Genomic DNA, 17,529 nt, shown 5'->3' with positions numbered 1-17,529 from the left:
ATCTCGAATTTCGCTCGCAAAGTACAAATTCCGGCACGCAAACCTGCCAATCTGGCGCGCAAATTTGATTTCTAGCTCGTAATGCTTGAAAAGGAAAGTTGCTGCTCGTGTCAAGCTTGTTTTTACCTACGCCCCCTCCTTGTAACTGTCATAGTTCGGACAAGTACATCATACACTTGTACAAAGTAATTAGACGGGGGAGGACCAAAGTATGGATGATCGAAGAAAGAGAATTCAGGATCGGATTGCGAAGCGGAGAAAGCAGGCTGAACAAAACCAGCAAGGAGCATGGGCGAATTTGATTCAAGACGAATCGGATGGATATCGTCCCAATTTGTCGTATGAAAGCCCATCGCCTGGAAATGATTATCCCCTTTTTAAAAAAGAATGGTTTTTATTTAAAATTCTTGCAGCGGCTTGTTTGTTTTTACTCGTGGCCATTGCCTATAAACATCCGTCCACACAGCTTGATAAAGTGCGAGTTGTTGTGAAAGACACGATGAATCAAGAATTCCAGTTTGCGACAGTAGCATCATGGTATGAAGATACATTCGGGAAGCCAATTGCTTTTTATCCTGATAAAAAGAAAACCGAAACGGGGACCGTTGCAGACAATTCAGATCAGCAATCCGATCTTCCGGTTATTGGTAAAATCACGGAAAGCTTTGAGGTGAACGGGGAAGGTGTGTTGGTCGAGACATCCCAAATTAAAAACGTAGAAGCATTGAATGAAGGGATTGTCATGTTTGCTGGTGTGAAGGAAGGTTTAGGGAAAACAGTGATGGTTAAGCATGCCGATAAAAGTGAATCATGGTACGGTCAACTCGAATCAGTGGAAGTAAAGCTCTATGATCCTGTTGTAAAAGGCACTGAAATCGGGAAGGTGACAGCAAGTGAAGACGGTTCAAAAGGGACATTCTATTTGGCAATTAAAAAAAATGATCAATTTATTGATCCTAAACAGGTGATTTCCTTTGAATGAATTAGTAAAGCTGTTATGGAAAGTCAAAATTCATCCTACATTATGGCTCGTGATTGCGATTTCCGTACTGACTTCACATTTCACGCAAATGCTCATGTTTTTTGTCATTATTTTCGTTCATGAAATGGGCCATGCTACCGCTGCCCACTTCTTTAAATGGCGGATTAAATCGATTCAGTTGCTTCCATTTGGCGGCGCACTGGAAACGGATGAGTATGGAAACAAATCACTAAAGGAAGATTTGATTGTCATTTTGGCAGGGCCTGTACAGCATGTATGGCTTGTCGGACTTGCCTATTTGTTCTACTCACTTTCCATTATACCGTATGAGATGTATCAGCAATTCTTTTACAGCAATGCAGCCGTGATGATATTCAACTTGCTTCCTGTTTGGCCTTTGGATGGTGGCAAATTATTGTTTCTAGGTTTATCAAAGCGAAAATCCTTTCTTGATGCACATTCGTTTACTCTTCTTTTCTCAGCCATTTTGGCAACCGCCGGTCTGATTCTATCGGTTCTATTGATTTCTTTCAATTTGAACGTATGGATTATTGCCTGCTTTATCGGAATCACGCTTGCGATGGAATGGCGTCAGCGTTATTATGCGTTCATTCGTTTTCTACTTGATCGCCATTACGGCAGAAGTGTGGATTTAACAAGGCTTGAACCGATTCAAGTCGATGAGAATGAGATGATTTACAAAGTGCTGGAAAAATTTCAGCGCGGATGTAAACACCCAGTCATTGTGATGAAAAATGGTCAGGAAAGCGGTTCGTTAGATGAAAATGAGCTTCTTCACGCCTATTTTACCAATAAAATGACCAACGGGAAAATCGGTGAATTGTTATATGCGTATTAAATGTGATATTCTTGCAACACACATTGTTTGAAGGGATTTTATCATGAAAAAGCTAATTGCCAATTTATCTACACGAGAAAAAAGATACGCCTGTATAGAAAATGGACGTATCACTAAATTAGAAGTTGTGCCGCCCGATCATGCTAGTAGCGTCGGTAACGTTTACCTTGGTAAAGTGACGAAAGTTCTGCCAGGCATGGAGGCGGCGTTTATTGATTATGGAGAAAAAAAGAGTGGATTTTTGTATCGTGATGAGCTTCCATCTTATCAAGAAGCGAAACGAAACGGCACACAGAAAAGCTCGGTCAACCAGTACATACGTGAAGGGGAAAAACTGCTTGTTCAGGTGACCCGTGATGAAACGGGGACAAAAGGAGCCAAGTTGACAGGATTGATTGAATTTTCCAGCAATCATGTTGTTTATATTCACGGAATTGATTATGTCGGCGTGTCGAGAAAATTCAAAAGCCTGGAAAGTCAAAATCAATGGCGAAGTATGGCCTTTACACATAAGAAAGCAGATGAAGGGCTCATTATTCGAACAGCGATGGAAGGAAAAAGCGAGGCTGTATTTCTAAAGCAGCTACATACACAGCGAGAGAAATATGCCCAATTGCTCAAAAAAGCTACCTCATTAAAAAAGCCTACTCTTGTGTGGCGCAGAGATTCATTTCTTGAAAGTATTTTGACAGAAATGACCGATGTTCCAGGTGGGGAGCTTCATGTTGATGATTTCACTTGTTTTCAGGAATTGAAAAAGTGGCAGGAAGATCATGAAAGTGACTGGGCGATTTTTTATGAAACAGGACCGGTAAATATTTTTTCTCAAGCAGGCATTGAAAGTGATGCAGAGCAAGCGTTGAAGCAAGTTGTTCGGTTAAAGAATGGCAGCTATCTTATTTTTGAAGAAACGGAAGCCTTCACAGTTGTTGATGTGAATACGGGGAAATTTACCGGAAAAGCCCAGAAGGAACAGACGCTATTTGAAACGAATATGCAAGCGGCAAAAGAGATTGCTTATCAACTACGACTTCGGAATATTAGTGGGATTATCTTGATTGATTTTATCAATATGGAACAAGCCGAGCACCGCCGCGCGATTTTCGATATGCTGAAAACAATAACGAAACAGGATGAAATGCGTGTTCAATTGTTTGGTTTTACAGAGCTTGGGATTTTTCAATTGACGAGAAAACGAACATCCACTTCACTAAGCGAAAAATTAATGATAGCTTGCCCTACATGTCTCGGTACTGGCAAGGTGGATAGCGCAGAAACGGTTGCCTTCAGGCTCGAGCGTGAACTGATGGAACATCGCAAGCTTGAAGAGGAAGCCGTTTTGATTGAAGCGAACGATGCTGTAATAGCCATCTTGTTTGGCGAAAATGACTCTTACAAGCCGGTTCTTGAAGAGATGCTTCGCAAAGAAATTCTTGTCACGATTCTGCAAGGGAATGATCATCGATATGAAATTAAACGATTTGGAACAAAGAACGAACTGATGAAAGTACGGGAAAATCTATTGACATAATTCATGAATATATGATAATATCGTACTGTTATGTTTGTAGCACCCGTGCTACAACCGCTCATAGTAGGTTCACAAGCTTTTGCTTTTTGCAAAACGCCTATGATTGGCGAGTCTGAGACATTCAAGGAGGTGCAGGTATGTACGCAATTATTGAAACTGGCGGTAAACAAATTAAAGTAGCAGCAGGCGAAGCAGTTTACATTGAAAAATTAAATGTAGAAGCAGGCGACACTGTTACATTTGACAAAGTTTTATTCGTAGGTGGCGAAAACGTGAAAGTTGGTGCTCCACTAGTTGACGGCGCTACTGTAACAGGTAAAGTCGAAAAACAAGGGAAACAAAAGAAAATCACGGTTTTCAAATACAAATCGAAGAAGAACTACCACAAAAAACAAGGTCATCGTCAACCATACACTAAAGTTGTTATCGAAGCGATCAACGCGTAAGGCTGATTATTATGATCACAGTAACATTTAATGCTCCACAAAATGTAATCAAATCGTTTACGATGAGTGGACATGCTAATTTCGCTAAAAAAGGTTCAGATCTTGTTTGTGCAGGTGCATCAGCGGTTTCCTTTGGAGCTGTCAATGCGATTATGTCTTTAACGGATGTAAAGCCTGAGATTGAGCAAGGGCAAGACGGCGGATATCTTCGCTGTGTCATTCCGGATTCGATTTCGGATGATGCACAGGAGAAGGTACAGCTACTCTTGAACAGTATGCTTATATCACTTCAGACGATCGAACGTGATTACGGAAAATACATGAAAATTATCCTAAAACATTAGGAGGTGGAACATATGTTAAGATTAGACTTACAGTTCTTTGCTTCCAAAAAGGGAGTAGGTTCTACAAGAAACGGTCGTGACTCACAATCAAAGCGTTTAGGCGCTAAACGTGCAGATGGTCAATTCGTATCTGGTGGTTCTATTTTATACCGTCAACGCGGAACGAAAATCTACCCGGGTGAAAACGTTGGACGTGGCGGAGATGATACTCTATTCGCGAAAGTGGACGGAGTTGTTAAATTCGAACGTTTCGGACGTGACCGTAAAAAAGTAAGCGTGTATCCAGCAGCACAAGAAGCATAATCCTTACATCTTGAATAAGAAGGCTTTGCTTTAAAGGGTCTGATTCCTTCTATAAACACAATATATCGCGACATTTGCATGAATGGTTTGCTGTATATCGTGAAGAAGGGGTCTGACCCTTTTTTATGATTGAAAAATGGTTGAACATGCTCTGCCATCGTCCAAAGAACTTATATGTATGTGTTCAATAAGAACCGAGACTTTCCATGAAGGATCAATCATGTAGCACGCTACACTCACCTTATTATAATGGTGGCGGTGCGGAGCCGGAATTTGGGATACTTCCTTTAATAAAAATAGTATACCTGCTAAGTAGATGAGCTATATTAGTAAGTAGCGAAGCCCCGTCCTATGTCCTTCATACAAAAAGAGTTTTTTGGAAGCTGGTTCATGTAAGGATAATAATTAATCTCCTACTATCCGCACTTCACGAATATTTGATATAATCATAAGAAAAGTGGAAGGCGCCGTTTATTGGCGACAAGCGGAAGCACATAAATCAGGTGAAATGCTTTGCGCTAGCTACTTATCAAAATACGTAAGAAGTGAAGTTATTATCCATTTAGAAATACATGACAGAGCCTAATACGAAATAGTAGGAGTAAATCATTTATGGAAAAAGAATGGACAACCGTTGAAATTCTACGCCATTCACGACATGACTGGCTGAATAAAATTCAATTAATAAAGGGCAACTTGGAACTAAGCAAACCCGACCGTGTGAAGGCAATTATTGATGATATCATTATAGTGGCTCAGCATGAGGCAAAGATATCCAGTATAGATATGCCTAAATTTAGCGAACTTTTGCTGACAGCTAATTGGACATATAGTGTGTTTCAAAGTGAATTCGAAGTAATTGATCTTGTGCAAGGTACGAGCGTGTTGGACCAAATGATGTACGATTGGACAAAGAATTTTTTTCAGATTCTTGAAGAACAGCTGGATACTTATTGTGAAAATAGATTATCAATCAATATTGATAAAAATGTAAGTACCGATTTAATCCGATTTTCCTTTGATGTACAGGGAAAGATAAAAGATGTATCATCAATTGTTGAGTTTTTGCAGAATTCATTAGTGGATAATCAGAAGATAGATCTCGAGGAAGCGACAGAGCAACTTGTCTATTTTACGATGGATATTAAAATGAAACAGAAGACATCTTAGGATTACATACAGAGATAAGGAAGTGATAGCATGTTTATCGATCAAACCAAAGTATTTGTAAAAGGTGGCGACGGTGGGAACGGAATCGTTGCTTACCGAAGAGAAAAATATGTACCAATGGGCGGACCAGCTGGGGGAGATGGCGGGCACGGCGCGAATGTTGTATTTGAGGTAGAAGAAGGATTACGGACACTGATGGATTTCCGTTATCAGCGCCATTTCAAAGCACCACGCGGCGAGCACGGCATGTCAAAAAATATGCACGGCAAAAACGCTAGCGACATGATTGTTAAAGTTCCACCTGGTACAGTTGTTATGGACGAAGATACGAAAGAGGTCATTGCCGATTTAGTCGAACATGGTCAGCGTGCGATCATCGCAAAAGGTGGACGTGGCGGGCGTGGTAATTCTCGCTTTGCGACTTCAGCGAATCCAGCTCCGGAAATTGCTGAAAACGGTGAGCCAGGGCAAGAACGGAATATTGTACTTGAGCTTAAATTACTTGCTGATGCAGGGTTAGTTGGATTCCCGAGTGTTGGTAAATCAACCTTGCTTTCGGTTGTTTCTGCTGCACGTCCGAAGATTGCTGAATATCATTTTACTACGATTGTTCCGAATCTTGGTATGGTTGAAACGGAAGATGGCCGTAGCTTTGTTATGGCTGACTTGCCTGGTTTGATTGAAGGAGCTTCAGAGGGTGTTGGACTCGGACATCAATTTTTACGTCATATCGAAAGAACGCGCGTAATCGTTCATGTTATTGATATGTCAGGACTTGAAGGAAGAGATCCGTACGAAGATTATCTGACAATCAATAAAGAACTTCAGGAATACAATCTCAGACTTACTGAGCGTCCACAAGTCATTGTGGCAAGCAAGATGGATATGCCTGATTCAGAAGAAAATCTGCAGAATTTCAAAGAACAATTGACAGATGACTATCCAATCTTCCCAATTTCAGCTGTTACACGTGAAGGAATTCGTGAACTTTTATATGCTGTTGTAGATAAAATCGAAGAAACACCAGAGTTCCTGCTTGAGCATGAAGAAGAAGAGACAGGCGTTCACCGTGTCATGTACAAGCATGAATCAGCGCAAGATGAATTTGAAATTACACGTGATTCAGATGGAAGCTTCAATGTTTCTGGATTCAAAATTGAACGCTTATTCAAAATGACTGATTTCACTCGCGATGAATCGATTCGTCGTTTTGCAAGACAGCTACGTACTTTCGGTGTAGATGAAGCATTACGTAAGCGTGGAGCGACAAATGGTGTGACCGTCCGAATTCTGGAATATGAATTTGAGTTTGTGGAATAAGAAATAGTTTAGACAGTTTGTGATAACAGAAAGCTATAAGAAAATGACTTTTATAAAATTCGGAGTCATAGAGTTGGGGGTGCGAGCATGGCGAATAAAATTGATAAACGATTCTTCTTGGTCAGAGAAGATGTGCTGCCGGAAGCGATGAAGAAAACGCTGGATGCAAAGGAAATGATTGAAAGAGGCAAAGCTGAATCAGTCTGGGAAGCCGTCCAACGGGTAGATTTGAGTAGAAGTGCTTATTATAAATACCGCGATACCGTTTTTCCGTTTCATACGATTGTCAAGGAAAAGTTGATTACGTTATTCTTTTATTTGGAAGATCGCTCCGGAACTTTATCAGAGTTGCTGCGTGTCGTCGCATCATCCGGCTGTAATGTGTTAACCATTCACCAAACAATCCCGCTTCAAGGTCGAGCCAATGTGACGTTATCACTCGACGCAAGCGCGATGAAGGTTGGAGTGGATGAAATGATGACGAATTTCAGGAAAATGGAGTTTGTCGAAAAGGTAGAAGTACTAGGGTCTGGTACGTGATTGGTAGCCCCCATGCATTTTGTGTGCGTGGGGGTTTTTCTATAGAAAAACCCATAGTTGACGCATAACTCCCAAATCCGACGCATATTCTCATTTTCATGCAATCATTCTTGCATTTTTTCACCTTTTGTTGCAAAACTATTGTAAAATATCAGAATATAGCATAATATAGACATTATTTTCGTGAAAAAGGAGTTTGTTTACATGACATATGAAATTGCTTTCTTGGGCCCAAAGGCAACATTCACGGATTTAGCGGTTTCTCAGCTTTTTCCTGATGCAAAGAAGATCCCGATGCCGACGATTCTTGACTGTCTAGATGCAGTGGAAAAAGGAGAGGTGAAACTTGCTCTCGTTCCAATTGAGAATGCGTTGGAAGGTTCTGTCAACATCACGATTGATTATTTAACCCATGAAGCACAGTTGCCGATACGGGGAGAAATTATTATCCCGATTCAGCAACATTATATGGTTCATCCTACTCATAATGATCTGGCATTTAAACCGGATATCGTCTATTCCCATTCCCATGCGATCGCGCAATGTCATAAATTTTTGCATCGCGAGTTGAAAGGGATTCCTTATGAATATACAACGTCAACGGCAGCAGCGGCAAAAATGGTCAAAGAGAATCCAGAGCGGAAAATTGCGGCGATTGCCAATGAGATGGCAGCGGAGGAATATGGACTAGTCATCACGAATCGTAATGTTCATGATTATTCCCATAATCACACGAAGTTCGTTGTCGTTTCTCGTGAAGAGGTAGCCTATCATGGTCATTTGGCGGCGGAAGGTGGAAGGAAAACGACGCTTATGGTTATGCTGCCAGCGGATTATACCGGAGCGCTGCATCAGGTGTTATCTGCATTTGCTTGGAGGAAGCTGAATCTTTCTAAAATCGAGTCTCGGCCAATGAAAACGGGTCTTGGTGATTACCTCTTTATTATTGACGTGGAAATGGCAATGGACGAAGTGTTGATTCCAGGAACGATTGCTGAGCTAGAGGCATTGGGATGCAAAGTTTCAATTCTTGGTTCCTATCCTAGCTTCTCCGTTAAAAGTGGCGTCATGCAGAAGTGAATATTAAAAGAAAGAAAAATGAACGAGAAAACTAAAAGGGTCTGACCTCGCACTTTATATCAGTATGTAGTGTCTCATGAACGTATCTTATACTGTATTTAATTGTTGCGGGGTCTGACCCTTTGCTATCTAAGAGACATCTTTAATCAATAAGGATGTCTGCTTTCTTGAGTGCTGCCTCTGCTTCATTGAGGAGTTCCTCAGACGATGCGGCAATCGTATGTAAATGAATGCCGTTCGTCAATTCAGACAAATAGGCGGCTTTCGTTTGCGAAACTTTCTCCAAGAATTGCTGAACTTCCTTGCGATTGGCCACCATAATCGAAGCTGTTAAATCGCCGTACACGGGATGTTCAACTTTTACATCCTTTACCATAATACCAAGGTCAACAAGTAGATTTAATTCGGTTTCAGTGAGTGACGGATCATGATTGCATGCGACAGTGCGTTCATGCATGGTTGGCTTTTTTGATTGCAAATATATATAGCCTTGACTTGTGGCGACGATTGGCTCATTTCTAGCTTTGAGCAAGGTAATATCGCTTACAATCACTTGCCGGCTTACATTGGTCATTTTCGAGAGTGTGCTTCCTGTAATCGGCTGCTCGGATGTTTGCAGTAAACTTAGTAGTTTTCCCCGTCTTTCTTCCCCTAACAATTTCTTTCTTTCTGTCATTGTACCGCTCCTTAACGTAATTATCGATATCCCCAGTTTACCATAAGAGACTCCTAAACCGTAATAATGTCGATGATACCTTGACTTAGATTTTGAACATCATCTTCCGTTGTACTTTTGCCAAATGAAATCCGAATGAGCTGATGTGCGTCTTCTTCTGATTTTCCGAGTGCCATCATCGTTCTTGAAGGATCTTGTTTTCCGATTTGACAAGCACTTCCTGTTGATACACTAAACCCCATTCGATTTAATTCCAGCAACATATATTGGCCTTGTAAACCTCTACACGTAAGCGCAAGAATGTATGGCGATTGGGAGGAAGATTCAATAACTTGAACATCCATAGTATGGTCGGAAAGCTGATTCAGGCAAAGATCGCGTAATGCTTGAATTCGAATGAACTCTTGCTTTTGCTGGTCTACAAGAGCGTTCGCTGCCGTAATAAAGGCGGCAATGCCAGGAACATTGACTGTCCCAGCACGAAAGCCTGCTTCATGTGTCATATTGGGAATCGGTGGGGTAAGCTCGCTAATTTTGGGGAAAATTACGGCACCAACGCCCTTTGGTCCATACACTTTATGACTAGATATACTAAGGCTATCGCAAAGCGCACATATGGATTGAAGCGGAAACTTCCCAAACGATTGTACACAATCGACATGTAGGAAAATTCCTCGTTCTTGTGTGATCTGACCAATTTCTATAATCGGTTGAATGACGCCAGTTTCAGAGTTGATATGCTGAACAATGACCATGCATGTCCGTTCATTTATACATTCACATAGGTGATCTACATCAACTCTTCCATCTTCCAAATGCCGTAAATACGTGACTTCATAGCCGGTTTCTGCAAGTTTTTTCACGTAATTTGCTAAAGAAGCGTGTTCCGTTTGACTGATTATGATATGGTTTTGCGTTCGGTTTTGTGAAGCTAAAAAAGTCTCTAAGGCAAGGATGTTACTTTCAGTCCCACCACTTGTAAAGACAACACTCTCTTTTTTTACCCCGAGAATTTGGGCAAGTTGTTGCCGTGATACATCAAGCAGTCCAGAAGCATCAGTCCCGATATCATGAAGGCTTGCGCTATTGCCGAAGTAACGTTGTGAAGCTTCGATCCAGATCTTCATTGCATCAGGATCCATGGGTGTTGTTGCTGCATAGTCAAAATATTTCAATATGTCCACATCCACATTCTTAGTTAAATAGACTGCTAGAAAAAAACTCTTGTAAATCATTTAATAGTATGTAAAGATATGTGTCAAGACATCTGTTTGTACAGGAGGCGGAAATATGGACCCGGTGGATGTACTGATAGTCGGTAGTGGTGTTGCGGCTATGCAGACGGCGCTTAGAGCTAGCAAGACTAAACATGTGATACTCATCACAAAATCAGAGCTTAGACAAAGTAATTCCTATTTAGCTCAAGGTGGCATTGCTTGTGCGATCGCAAATGAGGATAAACCTGAGCTACATAAAATAGATACAGTTTGTGCTGGTCGCCATTACAATAATCGGCTTGCTGTTGAAAAGCTTGTGACAGAAGGTCCTGGCGTGATTCAAGAACTTATGCATTCAGGGATGGAGTTTGATTGTGACAAACAGGGCGTGCCATTGCTTGGATTGGAAGGTGCGCATAGTCAAAGAAGGATTCTCCATCGTCATGGTGATGCAACAGGCCAACATCTGATGGAACATATTTTGCAGCAATTAGCTAAATCTTCCATACAAGTGATGGAGTATACAGCGGCGATTGAATTAATTCTCGGACAAGACGACTCATGTATCGGCGTCAAAACGATGAGCAAAGAGGGGAAAGTTGAATCCCTTTATGCGAAAGCAGTGGTGTTGGCAACCGGGGGCTGTGGATCACTGTTTCGTTTCACTTCCAATTCACCTACTGTGAGCGGTGATGGCATTGCGTTAGCTTTTAAAGCAGGAGCGAGAATTCGAGATATGGAATTTATTCAATTTCATCCGACTTTGCTTTACATAAATGGCAAAACCGTAGGGTTAGTGTCCGAAGCTGTTCGGGGAGAAGGGGCAGTGCTGATTACAGAAAGAGGGCAGCGAATTATGAGCGATGTGCATCCGCAAAAAGAGCTTGCTCCCCGTCATATTGTCGCGCAAACGATTTATGCTTATTTGAAAAATGGCGAACAAGTATATCTAGATATTTCGATGATTGCTGATTTCAACAAACGGTTTCCGACCATTGCAGCGCTTTGTGAAAATAATGGGCTGGATCTAACAAAGGCGAGGATTCCGGTTGCTCCAGGAAATCATTTTTTAATGGGTGGCATTGAAGTAGATGAATGGGGAAAAACGTCTGTTCAAGGGCTATATGCAGTAGGAGAAGTGGCTTGTACGGGTGTTCATGGTGCGAACCGCCTTGCGAGCAATTCTCTGCTTGAAGGACTCGTTTATGGCAAGTTGTTAGGCAAGTATCTTGCAGAAGCACCTGAACGAGTTTGGCCTGTTGAAAAAAAGGAAACAAAACGAGCGGAATCGCAACTCGTTTTACCTAATCTAACAGAGATACAAGCAAATATAATGAATGATGCAGGAATCGTTCGTAATCAAGCGAATCTTTCCAGGCTACTATTGTGGCTGGAATCATTTGATCTGAAAGCATTATTGCATGTTGATGTGACAAGGCTTTCTTTAGGTGAACTAGATAAAATCAACGCGATAATCGTGTCGTGGTTGATTGCTTATTCTGCATTAGAGAGAACCGAAAGTAGAGGTGGTCATTTTCGAACAGACTATCCGCTTGAAAATAATGAGGAGTGGCGTGAGGAATCTGTTGTACTTGACCGAAATCGAGCCATCCATCCATTGAAAGGTCGGGAACTTTATGAACAAATTAAAGCTTAAGCAAGTATTGGAAGCATTTTTCATAGAAGACATCGGTGAACGTGATGTAACGAGTGATACATTGTTTGCTAAAGATGAGCGTGGCACATTAACGTTTTTAGCGAAGGAAAAAGGTGTTTTTTCAGGAAGTGATGTGATTAAGACCGGCTTTTCTTTACTGGATGAGGATGTGTTGATCGAGCTTTTCGTACAAGATGGCGAAGCGTTTGAAGCAGGCTGTACACTCGTTTCCATCACGGGCAACATGGCAGCACTGCTGAAGGGAGAGCGGGTCGTTCTTAATTTAGTGCAAAGAATGTCTAGTATTGCTACGGCTTCTAGGCAAGCTTGTACCTTATTAGAAGGAACGAAGACGAAAGCTTGTGATACACGAAAAACAACGCCAGGCCTGCGGATGCTTGAAAAATATGCGGTCCGTTCTGGTGGGGCTTATAATCATCGCTACGGATTATATGATGCTGTCATGATTAAGGATAACCATATTTCTTTCGCCGGATCAATCACAAAAGCAGTTGAAATCGCGAAATCGAAGCTTGGTCATACCGTGAAAATTGAAGTAGAAACAGAATCAGCAGAACAAGTAAGAGAAGCAGTGGCAGCGGGTGCTGATATTATTATGTTTGATAATAGAACGCCAGAAGAAATTGCAGACCTTGTCAAACTCGTGCCACCCCATATTATAACGGAAGCATCTGGGGGCATCACATTGCACACTTTAGCCTTGTACCGCGAGACAAATGTTGATTTTATTTCGCTGGGTAGTCTGACACATAGTGTTCGGGCATTGGATATTAGCGCAAAAGTAATGGAATGCGAGGAGGTTCTGTAATGAGTATTTTGGATATGGTACAAGCGTCAACCAATGTTTTACCTGAAACGTATAAAACAATGTCAAACGAACAAATGGAAGCCCGTGTTTGGGAAATTAAGAAAGAACTTGGTGGACGATTGTTTATTCCAGGTCATCATTATCAACGTGAGGAAGTCATTCAGTTCGCTGATGTAACAGGGGATTCCCTGCAACTGGCACAGCTTGCTGCCCAAAACCGTGAGGCGGAATCGATCGTGTTTTGCGGTGTTCACTTTATGGCGGAAACGGCTGATATATTGACAACACGTGAGCAAACAGTCATTTTACCAGATATGCGAGCAGGGTGTTCGATGGCGGATATGGCCGATATTGAGCAAACGGAACGAGCCTGGTCAAAGCTTTCGGCGATGTACGGTGACACGATTTTGCCACTTACCTATGTCAATTCAACAGCAGCCATTAAAGCTTTTGTCGGCAAAAATGGCGGAGCGACCGTCACCTCATCAAACGCCAAAGAAATGGTGTCGTGGGCGTTTTCCGAAAAGCAACGAATTTTATTTTTACCTGATCAGCATTTAGGGAGAAATACCGCTTATGATCTTGGTATCCCTCTCGATAAAATGGCAGTCTGGGATCCATATAAGGATGAACTGATTTATGATGGAAACGTTGAGGATGTACTCGTGCTATTGTGGAAGGGACATTGTTCCGTTCATGAAAATTTCACAACAAAGAATATTGAAGCATTACGAAAAGAGCGTCCTGGGATGAATATCATTGTTCACCCAGAATGTCGCAGAGAAGTTGTCGAGAAGTCCGACTATGCCGGTTCGACATCTTATATTATCGATAAAATTGAAAAAGCAAGTCCCGGTAGTGAGTGGGCGATTGGCACAGAAATGAATCTTGTCAAACGGTTAATCAGCAAGTATCCAGATAAAAAAATCATTTCTTTAAATCCCAATATGTGTCCCTGCTTGACGATGAACCGTATTGATTTACCTCATTTACTATGGTCTTTGGAATCGATTGTAAATGGCGTTCGGTTTAATCCAATTGAAGTGCCACAAAAAATCGCCAAGGATGCCATTCTTGCCTTAAATCGCATGCTTGAACGTGCGTAAGCTTTGACAAATAACTTGTACTGCTTTGTAAATTAGCGTAGCTCTGTCCCTTATCGAAAGAATGTCTAAATGGCATTCTTTTTTTGCTATTTCCTAAGCCACGAACGGGGTTACGCTCATAAAAACGTCACCTCCCGCATAAGTTTTGATGATAATGATAGCAATTTGCCTAATGCGTCATAGTATATATGGACTTATGCATAGGAGGGGTTTGCAGCGTGAAAATTCATATAGTCCAAAAAGGTGATACCCTTTGGAAACTATCAAAGAAATATGGGGTAAGTTTTGAAGAGCTTAAAAAGGTCAATACACAGCTCAGCAATCCAGATATGATGATGCCTGGTATGAAAATAAAAATTCCCGGAGCAAGTGGGCATGCCGCGAAAGATGGGCACCATCATGCGAAAATCAATTACGGTACGAAGGCCGGGGCTGTGGAGCAACATCCTATCATGAAAGAACAACATGTTGTGAAGGAATACCCGATCGTGAAAGAGCAACCAATCGTGCAACAACCAATCATGAAAGAGCAACCAATCGTGCAACAACCAATCATGAAAGAACAACCAATCGTGCAACAACCAATCATGAAAGAACAACCGATCATGCAACAACCAATCGTGAAAGAAAAACCAATTGTAAAAGAAAAGCCAATCGTGAAAGAGAAGCCGATTGTGAAAGAGAAAGTAATCGTGAAGGAAAAACCGATTGTCAAAGAAGTGCCAATTCCTCAACCGGTTATTCCAGAAATTGATATTAATAACTATTATATGGTGAATATGGCGAATATGAATGTGCAAAAGCCTGTTGTTCAGCCACAAATGCCGGTAATACCTAAACAGCCAAAAAAGGTGCTTCCTAGTTATGAAGTAGAAGAAATTGTTGAATCCATGGAAGTTGAGTGTGTGCAGGAGGAAATTCCCGAAGAGGAGTGTAAGCCTATTACACCTATAATGCCAGGTACTGGTTTTTGTTATCCACCACCACCTAATCCTTGGGTCTATGCACAAATGCCTGGTATGGTAGCGGGCGCGCATAGCATGCCGAGTCCAAACGGGTATGGCTATCCACAGCAGCCGGTTTACGGTATGGGCCATCAAATGCCACAGGTTGGATCTCATCATCATCACCATATGGACGAATCATCATCTGATGACGTGTATCATCACCATCATTACTATGGAAACGAGAATATACATGGAGTCATGCACCAACAGCCTTATCAGCAAAATCAGGGTGGCTATCAGGTTCCGTATGCAAAACATGATTCCTCTGATGAGTCACATGGTGGAGTGATGGGATCTTCATACAATCCATATACACAGCCACAATACGCACCAGCTAGTCAACCGTTAGCAAATAAAAAATCAGATTGTGGGTGTGGTCCGAAGCTTGTGGCGCAACCATATAATCCGAATCAGCCGGGCTATGCAATGGACTCTGGGCATCATCAAGCTATGAATCCACAAGTACATCCCAATATGTCCGGCTACGACCATATAGAATCGGATGTGGAATCCGATTCTCAAGGTCCCCATATTCCGGTAGCACAACCAGGATACGGTGGTCAAGGGGGACATAGCGGAACACCAGGCTATGCAATGAGCCCTGGACATCAACAACACGCCACATATCCACAAGTAAACCCTAATATGTCCGGCTACCACCATATAGAATCGGGTGTAGAATCCGATTATCAAGATAGCCACATTCCGGTAGCACAACCAGGATATGGAGGCCAACCAGTTGGAGGTATGCCAGGATATGGAGGTCAACCAGTTGGAGGCAATCCAGGATACGGAGGTCAACCAGTTGGAGGTATGCCAGGATACGGAGGCCAACCAGTTGGAGGCAATCCAGGATACGGAGGCCAACCAGTTGGAGGTATGCCAGGATATGGAGGTCAACCAGTTGGAGGTATGCCAGGGTACGGAGGCCAACCAGTTGGCGGCATGCCAGGGTACGGAGGCCAACCAGTTGGCAGCATGCCAGGGTACGGAGGCCAACCAGTTGGCAGCATGCCAGGGTACGGAGGCCAACCAGTTGGCGGCATGCCAGGGTACGGAGGTCAACCAGTTGGCGGCATGCCAGGATATGGAGGTCAACCAGTTGGAGGTATGCCAGGGTACGGAGGTCAACCAGTTGGAGGTCAACCAAGTTTCAGTGGCCAACCCGGACCAAGTGGCCAATTAGGATTTGGTGGTTATCCGGGATATGGAGGCCAACCAGATATTATGCCAGGACGTGTAAATGCACCACAAACATTTGGACGACCGACATTCGCTGACGAAAGTGATGGATATTAAAGCAAAGGGAGACAGTGTATTTTACACTTGTCTCCTCTCTCATTTGCAGAACCATATGATTCATCCATTGAAAATTGAACATTTGCGAAGCTCTGTTTACCTCATTCATTGTAACAACCGATTATTTATCATAAAAGGGTTTGATTCGATTCAAACATTGAACAATCAAAAAGAATTGACTCAACAATTAAAAAAGAATGGGTTTCATACGTATTCATTTTTGGAAGATCTAGCCGTATTGGAATATGACGGTCAAGTATTCGGAGCAATCGAGTATATTCAGCCATCATCGGACCGTTTTCATTTTGGCAGTGAAAAAAATCGCCTTGAAGGATTAAGTGTACTTCATACATTTCATACTAGTACCGGCTCAAACTTAACGAATAAACTCAGTTCTTTTAATCAAATTGCTAAATGGGAAGAACGATTGGGGATATTTTGTAACTATCAGCCGATTATCCGTGAGTTTGTTGCTGAACCAATATTCTCTAGTTGGATAAATTGGGCCAAGTGGGCATTGACAGGTATGAAACAGCATGAAATAGAGCTGATGGCTGAGAAGACAGTCATCATTCATGGCGATTGTGCCCACCATAATTTTTTAAGAAAGCAGGACGGAGAACTTGCCCTTCTTGATTTTGACCTAATTGCTTACGCGCCGCCGTCAATCGATTATTTGCAGTATTGCAGTCGAATCTTACCTTTTTTAGTGGACCCGGCAAAAGAGCTATGGTCCTATCCAGAAATAGAAACATACAAAGAGAATAAAGCGTTTTTATATGCACTTACGTATCCAACTGATATATTTCGTGAATGGAATCGTCTGTGCAAAAATCATGTTTCCCATCATTCAGCACAGCTGCATAGAATATGGAAGGTGACGATCGAACAATTTGCGAAACGGATGAAATTCAATGAAGAGATTGCCAGTCTAGTCGAATCGCTTTGACAAGTTTCCTCTCGTCTGGGCGCAACTGACAGTGTAAAAACCTCAACTGAAATGGAAACTAATGTAGAGCATACGCTCATTCCATTTTAGAGGATGTTCAAAAAGTCCGGTAAAAAAAGCTGTCGAATTTCTTTGTCTCTCCGGTTCTCACGTATTACTGTGTGAGGACCGGAGAGACAATCGCTCCTTGAACTTCTCGGCTCTTTTTATCCTC

At 42.1% G+C, this 17,529-nt stretch carries 17 protein-coding genes and 1 other annotated feature; of the genes, 15 read left to right on the top strand and 2 right to left on the bottom strand.

Annotated features, from left to right (window positions below; all coding sequences use genetic code 11):
* Positions 1–211 precede the first annotated feature (211 nt).
* From JNUCC23_RS15840 to pheA, 10 genes are all read left to right on the top strand, one after another.
* Positions 212–982 carry a peptidoglycan DD-metalloendopeptidase family protein gene (locus tag JNUCC23_RS15840; protein ID WP_454212348.1) on the top strand — a complete coding sequence of 257 codons (771 nt, stop codon included), beginning with the start codon at positions 212–214 and terminating at the stop codon, positions 980–982.
* Complete coding sequence (locus tag JNUCC23_RS15835; protein WP_454212346.1) at positions 975–1,841, top strand: M50 family metallopeptidase; 867 nt, start codon at positions 975–977, stop codon at positions 1,839–1,841. The genes JNUCC23_RS15840 and JNUCC23_RS15835 overlap by 8 nt, the downstream gene beginning before the upstream one ends.
* Positions 1,842–1,884: 43 nt before the next feature.
* On the top strand, positions 1,885–3,372 hold the full coding sequence (locus tag JNUCC23_RS15830) for an Rne/Rng family ribonuclease (protein WP_454212344.1): 1,488 nt from the start codon (positions 1,885–1,887) through the stop codon (positions 3,370–3,372).
* Positions 3,373–3,414: 42 nt separating this feature from the next.
* Positions 3,415–3,496: a sequence feature (ribosomal protein L21 leader region), on the top strand.
* A gap of 13 nt (positions 3,497–3,509) precedes the next feature.
* Entirely contained in the window at positions 3,510–3,818 is a 309-nt protein-coding gene (gene rplU, locus JNUCC23_RS15825) for a 50S ribosomal protein L21 (protein WP_062177208.1), read from the top strand.
* Positions 3,819–3,829: 11 nt separating this feature from the next.
* Positions 3,830–4,162, top strand: coding sequence for a ribosomal-processing cysteine protease Prp (locus JNUCC23_RS15820; protein WP_403069400.1), 333 nt, complete (start codon positions 3,830–3,832; stop codon positions 4,160–4,162).
* 12 nt (positions 4,163–4,174) lie between these two features.
* Positions 4,175–4,465: a 50S ribosomal protein L27 gene (rpmA, locus tag JNUCC23_RS15815; RefSeq protein ID WP_049682444.1), complete on the top strand. Its 291-nt coding sequence runs from the start codon at positions 4,175–4,177 to the stop codon at positions 4,463–4,465.
* 612 nt (positions 4,466–5,077) lie between these two features.
* The gene (locus JNUCC23_RS15810) at positions 5,078–5,635 is read left to right on the top strand and encodes a Spo0B C-terminal domain-containing protein (protein WP_062177211.1); all 558 of its coding nucleotides are present in this window, start codon (positions 5,078–5,080) and stop codon (positions 5,633–5,635) included.
* 30 nt (positions 5,636–5,665) lie between these two features.
* The gene (obgE, locus tag JNUCC23_RS15805) at positions 5,666–6,955 is read left to right on the top strand and encodes a GTPase ObgE (protein WP_062177214.1); all 1,290 of its coding nucleotides are present in this window, start codon (positions 5,666–5,668) and stop codon (positions 6,953–6,955) included.
* Between the two features lie 87 nt (positions 6,956–7,042).
* Positions 7,043–7,495, top strand: a complete 453-nt coding sequence (locus JNUCC23_RS15800; protein ID WP_062177217.1) for an ACT domain-containing protein — start codon at positions 7,043–7,045, stop codon at positions 7,493–7,495.
* 204 nt (positions 7,496–7,699) lie between these two features.
* Positions 7,700–8,575, top strand: a complete 876-nt coding sequence (pheA, locus tag JNUCC23_RS15795) for a prephenate dehydratase (protein ID WP_062177220.1) — start codon at positions 7,700–7,702, stop codon at positions 8,573–8,575.
* A gap of 142 nt (positions 8,576–8,717) precedes the next feature.
* Here the strand turns inward: pheA and JNUCC23_RS15790 are convergent, their stop codons facing one another.
* Positions 8,718–9,251, bottom strand: coding sequence for a transcription repressor NadR (locus tag JNUCC23_RS15790; RefSeq protein ID WP_403069407.1), 534 nt, complete (start codon positions 9,249–9,251; stop codon positions 8,718–8,720).
* A gap of 53 nt (positions 9,252–9,304) precedes the next feature.
* The gene (locus JNUCC23_RS15785; protein ID WP_454212340.1) at positions 9,305–10,426 is read right to left on the bottom strand and encodes an IscS subfamily cysteine desulfurase; all 1,122 of its coding nucleotides are present in this window, start codon (positions 10,424–10,426) and stop codon (positions 9,305–9,307) included.
* 115 nt (positions 10,427–10,541) lie between these two features.
* On the opposite strand from JNUCC23_RS15785, the gene nadB reads away from it, so the two are divergent.
* The 5 genes from nadB (at position 10,542) to JNUCC23_RS15760 (ending at position 17,315) form a co-directional block, all read left to right on the top strand.
* The gene (gene nadB / locus JNUCC23_RS15780) at positions 10,542–12,125 is read left to right on the top strand and encodes an L-aspartate oxidase (RefSeq protein WP_454212338.1); all 1,584 of its coding nucleotides are present in this window, start codon (positions 10,542–10,544) and stop codon (positions 12,123–12,125) included.
* A complete protein-coding gene (gene nadC, locus JNUCC23_RS15775) occupies positions 12,106–12,954 on the top strand; it encodes a carboxylating nicotinate-nucleotide diphosphorylase (protein ID WP_403069416.1) in 849 nt (282 codons plus the stop codon). The genes nadB and nadC overlap by 20 nt, the downstream gene beginning before the upstream one ends.
* Complete coding sequence (gene nadA, locus JNUCC23_RS15770; protein WP_403069419.1) at positions 12,954–14,060, top strand: quinolinate synthase NadA; 1,107 nt, start codon at positions 12,954–12,956, stop codon at positions 14,058–14,060. The genes nadC and nadA overlap by 1 nt, the downstream gene beginning before the upstream one ends.
* A gap of 218 nt (positions 14,061–14,278) precedes the next feature.
* Positions 14,279–16,366 carry a SafA/ExsA family spore coat assembly protein gene (safA, locus tag JNUCC23_RS15765; RefSeq protein ID WP_454212335.1) on the top strand — a complete coding sequence of 696 codons (2,088 nt, stop codon included), beginning with the start codon at positions 14,279–14,281 and terminating at the stop codon, positions 16,364–16,366.
* Positions 16,311–17,315: a phosphotransferase gene (locus JNUCC23_RS15760; protein WP_454212333.1), complete on the top strand. Its 1,005-nt coding sequence runs from the start codon at positions 16,311–16,313 to the stop codon at positions 17,313–17,315. Before safA ends, JNUCC23_RS15760 begins: the two co-directional genes overlap by 56 nt.
* Positions 17,316–17,529 lie beyond the last annotated feature (214 nt).

It is taken from the genome of Peribacillus sp. JNUCC 23 (assembly GCF_053653995.1).
Note: the sequence above shows the minus strand (reverse complement) of the source record. Positions and strands in the feature narration are given on the sequence as shown.

Coding starts and splice junctions, on each gene's coding strand:
- rpmA (WP_049682444.1), top strand. CDS start 4,175: ATGTTAAGATTAGACTTACAGTTCTTTGCTTCCAAAAAGGGAGTAGGT.
- nadA (WP_403069419.1), top strand. CDS start 12,954: ATGAGTATTTTGGATATGGTACAAGCGTCAACCAATGTTTTACCTGAA.
- obgE (WP_062177214.1), top strand. CDS start 5,666: ATGTTTATCGATCAAACCAAAGTATTTGTAAAAGGTGGCGACGGTGGG.
- pheA (WP_062177220.1), top strand. CDS start 7,700: ATGACATATGAAATTGCTTTCTTGGGCCCAAAGGCAACATTCACGGAT.
- nadC (WP_403069416.1), top strand. CDS start 12,106: ATGAACAAATTAAAGCTTAAGCAAGTATTGGAAGCATTTTTCATAGAA.
- nadB (WP_454212338.1), top strand. CDS start 10,542: ATGGACCCGGTGGATGTACTGATAGTCGGTAGTGGTGTTGCGGCTATG.
- JNUCC23_RS15830 (WP_454212344.1), top strand. CDS start 1,885: ATGAAAAAGCTAATTGCCAATTTATCTACACGAGAAAAAAGATACGCC.
- JNUCC23_RS15810 (WP_062177211.1), top strand. CDS start 5,078: ATGGAAAAAGAATGGACAACCGTTGAAATTCTACGCCATTCACGACAT.
- JNUCC23_RS15820 (WP_403069400.1), top strand. CDS start 3,830: ATGATCACAGTAACATTTAATGCTCCACAAAATGTAATCAAATCGTTT.
- JNUCC23_RS15840 (WP_454212348.1), top strand. CDS start 212: ATGGATGATCGAAGAAAGAGAATTCAGGATCGGATTGCGAAGCGGAGA.
- JNUCC23_RS15790 (WP_403069407.1), bottom strand. CDS start 9,251: ATGACAGAAAGAAAGAAATTGTTAGGGGAAGAAAGACGGGGAAAACTA.
- JNUCC23_RS15760 (WP_454212333.1), top strand. CDS start 16,311: ATGCACCACAAACATTTGGACGACCGACATTCGCTGACGAAAGTGATG.
- JNUCC23_RS15800 (WP_062177217.1), top strand. CDS start 7,043: ATGGCGAATAAAATTGATAAACGATTCTTCTTGGTCAGAGAAGATGTG.
- rplU (WP_062177208.1), top strand. CDS start 3,510: ATGTACGCAATTATTGAAACTGGCGGTAAACAAATTAAAGTAGCAGCA.